Below are 13,408 nucleotides of genomic sequence, written 5' to 3'. Positions count from 1 at the left end.
GGACCCGTGCGCGACGTCCGGATGGCCACCGGCCGCCGCGTTCCACCGCGCCTCGGTCCGGTTCCGGACTCCGAGCACCTCCGTACCGCCCCCGACCGGCAGTTTCCGGCCGTCCCGGAACACGAACCGATGCTCGCCCAGTGGGGCGTCCAGCGCGATCCCGGCCGCCCGCAGCCCCGCCACGGTGTCCGCGAGCGCACGCCCGATGCCGGGCGCCGCCCGGTTGACCGTCCGCGGCGTACGTACGGGGTCGGCGGCCGAGAACGGCACCAGCCACAGGTCCGCGGCCGGGTTCGAGGCCGTCAGCCTGCGCCGGAACCGGTCGAGGAGCAGCGCTCCACGGCTGCCGGTGTCGGTCGTACGGTCCCGGCGTCCCGGCGCGCCGCACGCCGCCGAGACGTCCACCACCGAGCCGTCGCCCGCCGTGGCCGTGCCACCGGGCAGCGCGGAGCAGGCCTTCGCCACGTCCGCCCCCGCCAGGTCACCGGCCGGAGCCCGGTTCGCGAACTGCGGCCGCTCCGGACCGGCCACCGTCAGTCCGCCCTTCGCGGCGGTTTCGCGGACCCGGGGGCTCTCCGCTCCGCCCTGCGACAAGAACGGCTTGAAGTGATCCAGGTCAACCAGGTTGCTGCGGTGCAGACTTGCCACTGAGGATGGAGAAGTGTTTCGACTGCCTTCGGAGGGGAACAGCGTCGTGGACCCTGCTGTCGCAGCTGTCGCGGCCACCGCCGCGACCACGCTCGTCACCGCGATGACGACGGACGCGTGGGACCACACCCGGCGCGGCTTCGGCCGACTGCTCGGGCTCGGCGGGCGGGCCGGGGAAGGCGGCGCCGTCGGGGTGGATGCCGAGGCGGAGCTGGAGCAGGCGCGCGAGACCGTGCTCACCGCGTACGAGCGCGGCGACGCGGCGGCCCTGGGCGAGGCCCATGAGAACTGGGCGGCGCGGCTCGGGGCGGCGCTGGAGGCGAATGCCCACCGCTCGGCCGAGTGCGAGCGGCTGCTGCGCGAACTGATCGCCGGGCAGCCCGGCGCCGACGGCGAGATCCGCGCCCTCGGGGCGGCCCTGCGCAGGTCGGGGGCGCACGCGGTCTACAGCCAAGTGATCCAGAGCGGCGGCGCGGGCGCTCAGGGCCCGGGGGCCAGCGTGACCGTGAACAACCACCACCACAACGGGCCCGGCGCGGCCCAGGCCGGGACTCCCCGCGGAGAGTCTTGACCGAGCCACGCTACGAGCAGTACCTCGCCCCCGGTTCGGCCGCAGCGCAGGGCCCGGGCGCAAGGGCCACCGTCAACCACTACCACGGGTCTCCCGGGCCCGGCATCGAGGCGCTGCCGGTGCCGTCGGCCCCGGCCACCGACTGGCTGATGGCGCAACCCAGCAGGCTTCTCGACGCGCGCAGCCGTGTGGTGCCCTTCATCGGCCGGGAGGCCGAACTGGAGCGGCTGCGGCGCTGGCGTGACACCCGGAATGCCCGCCTGTCGGTACTGCTGCTCCACGCTCCCGGTGGGGAGGGCAAGACCCGCCTCGCCATGGAGTTCGCCGAGCGGTCCCGAGACCCCGGCCGACCGGCGGCGGAACGCTGGCAGGTGCTGCACGCCGTGGTCCGCGACGGCGGCCCCGCCCAGGACCCCGGCACCCGACCGGCCGAGGACGGCGCCGGCGTCCTGCTCGTCGTGGACTACGCGGACCGCTGGGCGTACAGCCAGCTGGAGCGGCTGCTGTCCGATCCTGTCCTGCACCGGCAGCGGCCCACCCGTGTCCTCCTGATCGGCCGTACGGTGCGCTGGTTCGCGGCCCTGCGCGGTGAACTCCACGACCGGCGCGCCGAGATCGACGACATGCTGCTGCCCTCCTTGGACGCGGACCGGCTGCGGATGTTCACCGCCGCCCGCGACCGCTACGGTGCGAGCGACCTCTACGACCTGCCGAACACCTCCGAGGTCGCACCGCCCGCCCTTCTGGACCGGCCCGACTTCGGACTGACGCTGACCCTGCAGATGGCGGCCCTGGTCGCCGTCGATGCCCACGCGCGCGGGCGCCGGCCGTCCCTGACCGAACCGCACGAGCTGTCGGCGTACCTCCTGGACCGTGAATACCGGGCGTGGCAGCGGCTGTTCGAGGCCGGCGGGTCCGGACTGGACTACAAGACCCGGCCCGCCGTCATGGCCAGGACGGTGTTCACCGCCGCCCTGACCGGGGCGGTCAGCCACGGCACCGGCGCCCGGGCGCTGCGCGCCCTCGACCTGCCGGGCCATCCGCAGGACCTCCTCCTCGACCACCGGTTCTGCTATCCGCCCGTCGAGCGCGACCTGTTCCTGGAGCCCCTGTACCCCGACCGGCTCGCCGAGGACTTCCTCGGGCTGTTCACCCCGGGACACGACATCACCGCGTATGACCCGGACCCCTGGGCGGGCGATGTCCCGGCGGCCCTGATGGGCGGGGACCTGGGGCCGGCGGTGGCCCCGCGGGCCGTGACGTTCCTGGCGTCCGCGGCTGCCCGCTGGGCACACGTCGGCCGTCGGGTGCTGTACCCGCTGCTGCGGTCCTCGCCCCACCTCGCGGTCACCGCGGGCAGCCCCGCCCTGACCACGCTCGCCGCCCTCGCCGCGCCGGGCGACGCCGGCGGCGAGGGTGATGCGGGCGGCGCGGGCACCGGAAGCGAAGCCGCGCCGCCACTCGACGCCGATCTGGTGGCGGTACTGGAGGCCGTGGAAGCCGTGCTGCCCCCGGGCCGCCACGTGGACCTGGACAACGGAATCCTCGCCGTCGCCGAGGCGCTGACCGCGCACCGGCTGGCCACCACCGAGGACCCCGCCCGGCGGGCCGTGCTGTACGGGACGCTGGCGTGGCGCCGGGCCAACGCCGGCCGCCGCGAGCAGGCCGTCCTCCCCGCACAGGAGGCCGTACGGCTGCACCGGGGGCTCGCCTCCGAAAACCCCGAGCACCTCCCCTTCCTCGCGAACTCCCTCGGTGTGCTCGGCGAGCGGCTCTCCGCCGCCGGCCGCTGGGAGGAGGCGCTGTTCACCGCCGAGGAGTCCGTCGCGATCGGCCGGCGCCTGACCGCCCTTGACCCCGCCGCCCACCAGGACCGCCTGGCGGGCGCGCTGACCGGACTCGGCAGCAGTCTGTCGCGGCACGGCAGGCGGGCGGAGGCCCTGGCCGTCACCGAGGAGGCCGCCGAGCTGTACCGGAGGCTGTCCGAAACCGACCCCGTGTACGGTCCCGACCGGGCCGCGCTCCTCACCCACCTGGGCCTGCGGCTCCTCGACGCCGGCCGCACCGAGGAGGGCCTGGCCGCCAGTGAGGAGGCTGCCGGCCTGTACCGGCGGCTGTCCGCAGCCGACCCCGGCGGCGAGCGGCACCACTTCGCGCGCTCCCTCATCAACCTGGGGGCCGCGCTGCGCGCCGTCGGCAGGCTGGAGGAGGGCCTGGAGGTCACGGAGGTGGCCGGCGACCTGTACCGTCGGCTCGCGGCGGCCAACCCCGCCGCCCACCAGCCCGATCTGACGGCCGCGCTGGTCAGCCTCGGGGGGTTCCTCGCGGAGATGGACCGGGGCGAGGAGGCCCTGGCCCCGGTCGAGGAGGCCGTGGCGATCCAGCGCCGGCTCGCGGAGTCCGACCCCGCCGCCCACAGCCTCGATCTGGCCCGGGTGTTGAACGACCTCGGGACCCGGCTGCTGGCCCTGGGGCACGAGGAGCGGGCATTGGCGGTGACGAGGGAGGCCGACGACCTGTACCGGCGGCTGGCTCGCGCACATCCCACCGTCGACCTCCCCGAACACGCCGCCGTACAGGACCGGTTGGCCCGGGAGCCGGACCGGATCCGGGAGGAGGCGCTGGCGGCCACGCGCGAGGCGACCGAGCTGTACCGGCTGCTCGCCGACCCGCCGACCGGCGCCGACCTCACCGACCTCAGCACGCAGGCGGCGCGTTTGGGCAGGGTCGGTGAGACGCTGATCGGGCTCGGGCGTTTCGAGGAGGCCCTCACGGCCGTGGAGCGGGCCGCGGCCGTCCACCTCGACATCGGCGACCGGCGCCGGGCGGCCGAGCTGCTCCTCCAGTCGGGCAGCGCCCTGGCAGGCATACGGCGGCAGACGGAGGCGATCGGCCTGTTCGAACAGGCCGTTCAGCACTTCGACCGGCTGGGTGAACGGGCTCTGCTGGGAGCCACCCTCACCAACCTCGGCACCTCCCTGGCAGCCGACGGCCGCACCGACGAAGCCGTCACCGCCTGCGAACGGGCCGCGGCCATCTTCCGGAGCGGCGGTCCGGGCGGCGGTAGCGCCGGTGGTGACGCGGCCGGTGACCCGGGCCCTCTGGAGATCGCCGCGCTCACCAACCTGAGCAATGCCCTCACAGCCGCCAAGCGGTACACCGAAGCCGCCGAAGTCAGCCGGCGGGCCGCAGCCCTGAGCGCCGGCGGCGGCCGTGACCGCTTCGGCGGCGCGCCGCTCCACAACCTGGGCAACGCCCTGATCAACGAGGGCCGGTTCGAGGAAGCCATCCCGCCCGTCCGGCAGGCCGCCGCCCTCTACCGGCAGGACGGCGATCGAGGCCGTGAAGCCGATTCCCTCGCCAACCTCGCCGTCGCCCTGCACCGTACGGGTCGACTCGACGAGGCGATCGCCACCTACCAGCGCTCGGCCGAGCTCTTCGGAGAAACCGGCGAACGCGGCAAGGAGTGCTGGGTGCTCGACGGTCTCATCCCGGCCCTGATCGAAGCGGAACGCTACGAAGCGGCCGTCGACGCCGCGCAGCGGTCCGCCACCCTCTACCGTGACCTGGGCGACCGTACGGGTGAGGCGTCCGCCCTCATCAACCTCGGCAACGCCGCCGGCCAGGGGGGCCGTTACGCTGAGGCGGCCACCGCTTGCGGGAAGGCGGCCGCCCTGCTGCGGGAGACCGGCGACCACGAGCGCGAGGGCAATGCGCTGTCCAACCGCAGCGAGGCACTTGCCCGGGCGGGACGCCACGACGAGGCTGCCGCCGCCTGCGAAGAGGCCGTGGCCGCGTACCGCCGGGCCGGCAATCGGGCGCGGGAGGCCGTGATGCTGCGCAACCTCGCCATCCGCCTCGCCCAGGCCCATCGCTCCGACGAAGCCATCGCCGCCTACCGGCAGGAGCTCGCGGTCCACCGGGACACCGGCGACCGCCGGGGCGAGCTGACCGCCCTGCGCAGCCTCTCCCTCGTCCTGGTTTACGAGGGACGGTACGAGGAGGCCGTGCCCGCCTGTCAGCAGGGACTCGTCTGCTGCCGCGCGGCCGGCGACCGCGAGCACGAGGGGGAACTCCTGGACCGGCTCGGCGAAGCTCTGGGAGCACTGGGCCGCGTGGAGGAGTCGGCCGCCGCCCGGGAAGGTGCCGTCGCCGTGCACCGGGCCGCCGACGACCGGGCGGGCGAGGCCGCGGCCTCAGCCGAACTCGGCGTCGCGCTCAACCGATTGGGACGCTACGAGCAGGCCGCCGACGCGGGCCGGCACGCCGCCGAGCTGCACCGGCGGGCCGGTGACCGCGCCCGCGAGGCCCATGCCCTCGTCGTCGTCGGCCATGGCCTGGAGCATCAGGGGAAACCGAAGAAGGCCATCCCCGCCTACACCCGGGCGGCGGAGCTGTCCCGCGAGATCGGCGACGCCCCCGCCGAGGCCACGGCTCTGCGCCGACTCGGCGGCGCCCTCGATGCGGCGGGCCGGGACACGCAGGCCATGACCGTCCTGCAACAGGCCGTGGCCGTCTCCCGGGGCGCCGGCGACCAGGAGGGCGAGGCCATGGCCCTCTACCACCTGGGTGAGAAACTGACCAACGCCGGCCGGCTCGAAGAGGCCGTCGTGGTCCATCGGCGCGCCGCCACCGTGTTCCGTGAACTGGACCGCCCGGACACCGAAGGGTCCGCACTCCTCAACCTGGCCCGCGATCTGCGGGTGCTGGGCCGAGACGAGGAGGCCGTCGCCGTTTACCGGCGGGCCGTGGCCGTCTACCCCCGGACCGAGGACCGGGCGCGGGAGAACCAGCTCCACCTCCACCTCGGCATGACGCTGGAGAAGCTGGGCCGGCGCGCCGACGCCCTCCTCTCATACGGACGTGCCGCGGAGCTGTTCCGCGCCGCACAGGACCGCACCAACGAAGGCCGGACCCTGTACCGCTACAGCGTCCTGGCCGTGGAGCTCCGGCAGTACGGGGACGCCGTCCCCGCCCTCGAGCGGTACCTGGCGCTCTGCCGGGAAACCGCCGACGGGCAGGGCGAGGGTACCGCCCTGCTCATCCTCGGCGGCCTCCTCGTGGACGTGGGACGGTATGAGGAAGCCGTGACCGTCAACGACCAGGCAGCCAGTCACTTCCGCGCCGAGGGCAGGACCCGGGCGATGGACCTGGCCCTGACCCACCGCAGCAAGGCACTCCACGCACTGGGCCGCCGCGACGCCTGACCGGAGCCGCGACCGCGCCGGGGCTGCGGGTCGGGCGCGGGATGCGGTCGGCGCGGTGGCGCCGTTCGGCCGCCAGCGACCCGCACGCGGCCACCTGTCCCGACCTCGTCCTCCGCTACTTCCAGCCCGACGCGGAAGCGGTCGCCACCCGCTGGTGCGGCGATATCACCTACATCGCCACCGACGAGGGCTGGCTCTACCTGGCCATCGTCATCGACATCGCCTCCCGCCGCGTCGTGGGCCGGTCCATCACCGACCACCTGCGAACCGAGCTGGTCGCGGACGCCCTGCGAGCCGCCCGCGCACCCGTCGCCCGGCCGGTCCGGTGATCTTCCACTCGGATCGCGGCTGCCAGTACACCAGCGTGAATTCGCCATCCTGGCAGCCAAGTTCGACATCCGGCTCTCGGTCGGTCGCCCCACGCCTCCATGCACCTCGGCAGGCCAGACATCCGTAGCAGTGTTGGTCGCATACTCCGTAGCCATGACAGGTACGGCCGCGCAAGCCGGGCCTGCTGATCCGTGATGTGACGCAGCTGCCCCTCTTGACTACCGGATTTCCGTCACGACCGGGTCAAGGAAGAAGAGGCACTGCTTCGCGTTGAATTCGCCCACCTCGGCGACGAAGCGGAACCTATCGCCCGCGCGGACGGTGGTGGGGATCTCCGTGCCGGTCAGTTTCAGGTCGAGGATGTTGACGTCCTCGTACTTGAAGGCCGGGCCGATCCCCGTGTTCGGTCCCTTGTCGCCTGGGCCGAGGAGGAAGTCGTAGCGGGCGTCGTAGTCACCGTGGTGCGCCATGTGCACGATCGAGCCGTCGAAGGCGACCGTCTTGCCCTTGTACTTGGTGGCGAAGTCCGGGTTCGCGCTGTCGCAGGAGTCCGACGTCTTCAGCAGCGCCGCGAACTCTCGGTTGTTCTGAGGCGTGATCACCTCAGCGGCAGCCGACCCGGGCGTGGTCGGAATCGACGTGGCGGAGGGCTCTGCGCTCGCAGTGGCCGCCGTTGGCTTGTTCGACTCGTCCTTCTTCTCACCTTCGTCCTCGAGTGCTGCGGCTACGCCGATGACGATGGCCAGGATCACGAGGCCGCCGAACGCAGTTCCGATCAAGAGCCGTGGCAGGGGCCTCTTCGGCCGGCGAAAGCCGAGGGTGGAGCGCAGCATGTCGTGGGCCTGTTCCACGAGCTCCCAGCCGTCCTTCTGCATCTTCGAGATCACCAAACCGTCCGTGCCGCGAACTGTCTGCACGGTCTTGTACTCGTACCTGATCTCGTCGGCCATGCGGCTCCGCGCCCCCTAAAATGGACTGTTCATACCAACTGCCGTGCGAGCATAGGGGAATTCGCGAGGAACCAGGGACGGCCCGGCGAGGTTCGCCCCAAAGCCCGTTGCACGGACATACCACGCCCAGCTGACACCGTGGTCAGAGGCCCCAAGCGTCGCGGAAGGATGTGAGGCAGCCGACTGAGGACCAGGGGCTGAGGGAGAGTGCATGGCGGGCGTCCGCGAGCTTGGCGAGAGACTTGCCGCCCGCCTCTGGCTTTGCTGCCTGCTGGAGACGATCCGCAGTCAATGTGCTCCCGAAAAACTCCATCACTGTCGCGGCGAAGAGCATGAAAGCGGCGAGTTCGCACCCCATCCGCGTGGTTGCCGGCATTGACGACCCGTCCGGATCGGGGCGTCCTGCGAATTGCCGCAGGCACCACTCAGCCAGCTCCTTGTACCACTCTCGGAACTGGTCCGCGGAGGCGTCCGTGGGGTCGATGAGTTCGATGCGGCTGACGAGGGCGAGGCCAGCCGGTCCGCATGCTTCCCGGAGCAGACCGTGGCGGACGGCTCCGAGTCGAGCGGCGGCCTCGTGCTGCATCAGCTCCGGCACGGCTTGCAACAGGTCGATGGTGCTCTTCTCGCCGTGCTTGCCTACCAGTTTGCGCGCGCTGCGCTGCAGTTCCCGAGGGAGGCCGCCGGAAAGTACGTAGCACAGGGCGACGAAGGGCTCCCTCCACCCGAGCAGCAGGCCGTAGAGGATCTTCCGCCCGGTCTCGAGCCCCAGGCGCTGGAGGGTGAGGACATCGTCGAAGCAACTGTCGAATACGTCGCGGAAGGGTATGCCGCGCCGTTCGAAGCTAGCGGCGGCCTCCTCCGAGACGGAGACGAGGAAGAAGCAGCGGCTGGCACCGAACACGCCCTTGATGTCGTTGAGGAAGTTCTCTACGTCCTCCGCACTTCGCAGCTTGTCCAGCTCGTCGACGGCGATGATGAGCTGGTGGTTCTGGCTGACGGTCTCCAGGAAGACCCGGAGACCGGAAACGATCTCGGGGTAGGTCTTCGTCCGTTCCGCCAGCGTCGTACCTTGCTTGGACCCGACGTCGACGCCGACGGGAAGTTGCCGCGCGCCACCGAGCCTGAGCGTCATGGAGTGCTCGTTGCTGAGGGTCTGCTGGTAGCGGATCTGCCGGAGCTGGTCGAGCGCGAGTTCGTGGAGCCCGGCCTTTCTGGAGTACGTCGTGGTTTCAGTAGCCCTCGCAGGAGAAAGGTGCCAGAGGTTCCGCAAGACCCGTGCGTAGTGCTTTCTTCCCGGGGAGAGCAGAGCCGCACCAAGAACGACCGCAGCCGCGCCGCCCAACAGCACCCAGGTGCCTCGCCCCAACCCGCCGGACACCGTAAGCAGAGACAAGCCGATCGCTGTGGTGAGTGCGAGGATTGGCCAACCCCAGCTGACTTTCCGCACGATTTTGTAATAGCGCCAATCCTCGACTGTCGTCGCATCAATCGGATCCCTCGTGATGAATCTGGTCCGGCGGCCGGGCACTGCCAGCCAAACGGTACAGAGGAGGAGGAGCAACAGCAGTCCGACCGCAATGGCGGTCATCACCAAGCCCGCATAGGTCCATGCGTCATCGGGTGCGCTGAGGCGCCGGGCGGCCACGGCGACAAGAATGGCGCCCCCGGCGAGGCACACGACACCGGTCGATGCGACGCCCACTGCCGTGAGGACACTGGCAGCGCGTCTCGGAGTCTTCTCCACCTCGACCTCGAGCATCCGGTCCGCGTTGGGGCCGAGCAGCGCCCGGCAGACCTCCGCGTGCAGGTGCAGGACGAACTCACGCGAGTCGTAGGCGACTGGGGCCGCCACCGAAGCACCAAGTCGCGATCGTTCCGGTGGCTGCGGCGTAGACTCCCCAAGAGCCACCGAGTGGTCAGATGTCGTGAAGAACTTGATGAGCGCCGACTTGCCGACACCACGCGGGCCCGCGATGCCGAAGCTTCCCTCGCCATGCCGGTCGATCATCGACTCCAGCCGCTCGAAGGACGGGGTGATTACCACCTTCTCGTTCGTGATAGTCTCACGCAGCCCTTTGAGGGAGCGGATCTGCATACTCAGGGCAAAGTGCGCTGCGACGGCACTGTTGAGCACGGTGAGAACCAGCCCATGAATGGTTGATTCCGCCATAGACCCTAGATCGGCCCGGGCCGCCTTCCATTCTGTTTCCAGGTTCCGGAAATCCGGCCGCTCAATCGCCTGGTCAATCTGCTCGGTCATTTGGCGCTCCAGGCTTGCCTGGATTTGTAGAAGTTCATGCGTCACGTTGACGATCTCGTCCATTACGGCAACTTGGGGAGGGTCCGGCCACTTCGGTGGTCCGGCCCTGTTCCCTTCTTGGGCTTGCCGCCCCCAGCCGACAGCCGGACCGGTTCGGGCCGACAGGAGATGAGCGGCCGCTGTGCGTCGCTCCCACGCTGCGGTCAGAAGGACGCGCACATCCGTGCCGTGATCGACTCCTCCTGGCGGCTCCAGACTCACGTCGAACAGCGCCTGCGATACGTCGCGAAGACCGTCCGCCGCCTCGGAGAGCTCCAGGAACGCGGCATAGCGACCCGGGTCCGACGCTATCTCCGATACCAGCAGCTCATGGAGGCGGACTCCCAACTGGCTTGTTCGCTCGAGCTGTTCCGCCAGGCTCATCTTGATGACGCCACGCTGCTCGTCCAGCAGAGGTTCGAGCTGCGGTGGTTCCTGAAGTACCGACAGCTGTTCGTCTATCTCCGGCCGGGCACGGACAGCGGTCAGCGCTTCCTTCAGCAACTCGCTCTCGTTGACGGCATACGGCCCCGCAATACTGCTTTGGAGGACGGATGGCCACACCTTGGGCTGCCCCGTGAGGGGGTCCTGCGAACGAATGCCGTTGGGAAACGCCACGGAGATCACCCCAATGTCGACGGTCAGCCAATTCCCCATCTCGAGCGCCAAGTAATGGCCAGTGGGACGTCGGCGTTACGCCCCCTGTGGACATGGGGACGGTGCCGGTGTGTCGAGATACACTTGGCGCCACAGGTTTCCGGGCCGCCCGATAGCAAGACCGTCTCGTTCAGGCTGGTCAGGAACTATCCGGTGGCCGTAAGGCCAGCGCAGAACGCCGACGAAGGCGCCCTTGACTGACCGAACCGGCCGCATATTCAGCGGTCGGGAGGCCCGTCACGGCCCCAGCTCAGGCGGGGAGAAGCGTGGAGCTGATCATGCAGTTCGTGGAGGATTGCGACCGCTGACACCCAGCGCGTAGGACTCTCCTCTAGGATCATCTGAGCCCCCAGAAATGGTCAAATCGACGTCTGCCCTGCTCGGCGTACGGGAACTCAGACGTCATCTCATTTGGCCAGACAGGCCGGGGTCCGTTCGATGGTCCAGCGGTGGCGGCCCAGTCGCTGCGAGGACTCGATGCCCCTACGGGCTATTCGGTGCTTGATGCCGCATCACCGTAACCATCGCCGCAGGTGAGCGTAGTCGCAGCCCTCGTCCGCGTGGGGCTTGGCGGACTTGCGGCGTCGCCGCCCGCGGCGCGAGCGGATGGGCGCCGGTGCGGGCGTCGCCAGCAGCCTGTTCACCGTGCCGGACTCGCGGAGGCCCTTGAGGTACAGGTCGCTGGAGAGGTTTCGGGTCACAGAAGAGAGGGACCCGTCGGTCGTGGCCTCCTGGCCGAACCAGCGCGAACGCTCGCCCGCGACCGTCACGAACCCGTCCGCGAGGACGCAGACCTTGTCCGCCGCCTGCGCCCAGCCGGTACCGAAGCCGACCTGCGCGTAGTCGCGGCCGCGTTTTCTGTGTAGCGGATGGCGGCGGGCAGGCCGCCGCCGGCCGGTATCCGCTCGCCGGACGCCGGCGGGCCCTGTGCGTGGGCCGGGGGGACCACGGCCGTCGAGGCGAGCGGGGCCGCGCCGGCGAGGGCGACGCGGCGGTGCGTCGAACGCGTGCTGCGGTGCTGCGTACCTCCCGAGTGGCCTGGCCGTTGTTACCCGATGGACCGGCGGTGTCTCGTGCCCCGCACTCGTTCAGTCGCGCCGACGGCCTGTCAACATTTCGTTCGGTATGCGGTCATTGACCTCGGCCTGCGCGGCGACGAGGATCGCGTCATGACGTCAGCGCGAGCGGGGCAGTCACGGCGGGCGGCAGGTGCCGTGCGGGACAACACGGTCGACGGCCTGGTGCGCGACAGTGCACGGCGGGTCCCCGACCGACCCGCCGTCCGCTACGCCGGGCGGAGCTGGTCGTACGCGGAACTCGACGCGGCCGTCACCACCGGGGCCGCCCTCCTGCGGGGCCGGTACGGGCTGGCCGCCGGCGACCGGGTCGCCACCTACGCCCACAACTCCGACGCGTACCTGCTGGCCTTCCTCGCCTGCGCCCGGGCCGGGCTCACCCATGTGCCGGTCAACCAGAACCTCACCGGCGAGGACCTCGCGTACATCCTGGACGACTCCGGGAGCACCCTCGTTCTCGCCGATCCCGCTCTCGCCGGGCGGATTCCCGACCGGTATCCCGTACGGGCCCTGCGTGACGCCCCCGACTCCTTCCTCGACGGGCTCGCCGAGCCGCTCCCCTTCGAACCCGAGCCCGAGCCCTGCGGCGACCCGGGCGGTTTGGTGCAGCTCCTCTACACCTCGGGGACCACCGCCCTGCCGAAGGGCGCGATGATGACCCACCGGGCCCTCGCCCACGAGTACGAGAGCGCGATCGAGGCGCTGGACCTGGCCGAGGAGGACCGGCCGGTCCACTCGCTGCCGCTGTACCACTCGGCGCAGATGCACGTCTTCCTGCTGCCCTACCTCGCGGTGGGCGCCGTGAACATCATCCTGGACGCGCCGGTCGCCGAGCAGCTCTTCGACCTCGTCGAGGTGGGCGAGGCGGACAGCCTCTTCGCCCCGCCGACCGTGTGGATCGGCCTGGCCGGTCACCCGCAGTTCGGCGAGCGCGAGCTGGGCGCGCTGCGGAAGGCGTACTACGGGGCCTCGATCATGCCGGTGCCGGTCCTGGAGCGGCTGCGCCGGCGGCTGCCCGGGCTCGCCTTCTACAACTGCTTCGGACAGAGCGAGATCGGCCCGCTGGCCACGGTGCTCGGCCCCCGGAAGCACGAGGGACGGATGGAATCCTGCGGACGCCCGGTGCGCCACGTGGAGGCCAGGGTCGTCGATGAGGAGGGCAAGGACGTACCGGACGGCACCGCGGGCGAGGTGGTCTACCGTTCGCCGCAGCTCTGCCTGGGCTACTGGAACGACCCCGGGGCGACGGAGAAGGCCTTCCGTGACGGCTGGTTCCGCTCGGGCGACCTCGCGGTGCGGGACGCCGAGGGCTACTTCACGGTCGTGGACCGGGTGAAGGACGTCATCAACTCGGGCGGGGTCCTGGTCGCCTCGCGGCAGGTGGAGGACGTGCTCTACGCCCACCCGGACGTGGCCGAGGCGGCGGTGGTCGGACTGCCCGACGAGCGGTGGATCGAGGCCGTCACGGCGGTGGTGGTGCCGCGCGGCGCGGTGACGGAGGCAGAGCTGCTGGACTACGCCCGCGACAGGCTCGCCCACTTCAAGGCCCCGAAGCGGGTGCTGTTCGTGGACGCGCTCCCGCGCAACGCCAGCGGCAAGATCCTCAAGCGGGAGCTGCGGGACCGGCTCCGGGGGCAGGGCGGCTGACACCCGCACCGCTGCCCCCG

At 71.1% G+C, this 13,408-nt stretch carries 6 protein-coding genes and 3 pseudogenes; 5 read left to right on the top strand and 4 right to left on the bottom strand.

The window, feature by feature from the left end:
* The first annotated feature begins 184 nt into the window (after positions 1-184).
* From NRK68_RS36905 to NRK68_RS03505, 4 genes and pseudogenes are all read left to right on the top strand, one after another.
* Complete coding sequence (locus NRK68_RS36905) at positions 185-610, top strand: hypothetical protein (protein ID WP_373023459.1); 426 nt, start codon at positions 185-187, stop codon at positions 608-610.
* Between the two features lie 84 nt (positions 611-694).
* The gene (locus tag NRK68_RS03515; RefSeq protein WP_183065798.1) at positions 695-1,219 is read left to right on the top strand and encodes a hypothetical protein; all 525 of its coding nucleotides are present in this window, start codon (positions 695-697) and stop codon (positions 1,217-1,219) included.
* Complete coding sequence (locus NRK68_RS03510; protein WP_308296043.1) at positions 1,216-6,426, top strand: tetratricopeptide repeat protein; 5,211 nt, start codon at positions 1,216-1,218, stop codon at positions 6,424-6,426. Before NRK68_RS03515 ends, NRK68_RS03510 begins: the two co-directional genes overlap by 4 nt.
* 98 nt (positions 6,427-6,524) lie before the next feature.
* Positions 6,525-6,790, top strand: a pseudogene (locus NRK68_RS03505) (DDE-type integrase/transposase/recombinase); the annotation flags it as partial.
* A gap of 184 nt (positions 6,791-6,974) precedes the next feature.
* On the opposite strand, the gene NRK68_RS03500 reads toward NRK68_RS03505, so the two are convergent.
* From NRK68_RS03500 to NRK68_RS03485, 4 genes and pseudogenes are all read right to left on the bottom strand, one after another.
* On the bottom strand, positions 6,975-7,706 hold the full coding sequence (locus tag NRK68_RS03500) for a DUF4839 domain-containing protein (RefSeq protein ID WP_257854878.1): 732 nt from the start codon (positions 7,704-7,706) through the stop codon (positions 6,975-6,977).
* A 142-nt stretch (positions 7,707-7,848) separates the two neighbouring features.
* Positions 7,849-10,677 (bottom strand): hypothetical protein, encoded by a 2,829-nt coding sequence (locus NRK68_RS03495; protein ID WP_257854877.1) that lies wholly within the window; start codon positions 10,675-10,677, stop codon positions 7,849-7,851.
* A 401-nt stretch (positions 10,678-11,078) separates the two neighbouring features.
* Positions 11,079-11,273, bottom strand: a pseudogene (locus NRK68_RS03490) (IS5/IS1182 family transposase); the annotation flags it as partial.
* Between the two features lie 3 nt (positions 11,274-11,276).
* A pseudogene (locus NRK68_RS03485) lies at positions 11,277-11,614 on the bottom strand (penicillin acylase family protein); the annotation flags it as partial.
* A 220-nt stretch (positions 11,615-11,834) separates the two neighbouring features.
* Between NRK68_RS03485 and NRK68_RS03480 the strand changes: the two are divergent.
* Entirely contained in the window at positions 11,835-13,388 is a 1,554-nt protein-coding gene (locus NRK68_RS03480) for a fatty acyl-CoA synthetase (protein WP_257854876.1), read from the top strand.
* Positions 13,389-13,408: the final 20 nt, after the last annotated feature.

This window comes from Streptomyces yangpuensis (assembly GCF_024666385.1).
GTDB lineage: Bacteria > Actinomycetota > Actinomycetes > Streptomycetales > Streptomycetaceae > Streptomyces > Streptomyces yangpuensis.
The sequence above is the reverse complement of the archived record's forward strand: the minus strand, read 5'-3'. Positions and strand labels throughout refer to the sequence as shown.

What these genes read in the sequence shown, in the direction of transcription:
- NRK68_RS03480 (WP_257854876.1), top strand. Translation starts at nt 11,835, where the DNA reads ATGACGTCAGCGCGAGCGGGGCAGTCACGGCGGGCGGCAGGTGCCGTG.
- NRK68_RS03500 (WP_257854878.1), bottom strand. Translation starts at nt 7,706, where the DNA reads ATGGCCGACGAGATCAGGTACGAGTACAAGACCGTGCAGACAGTTCGC.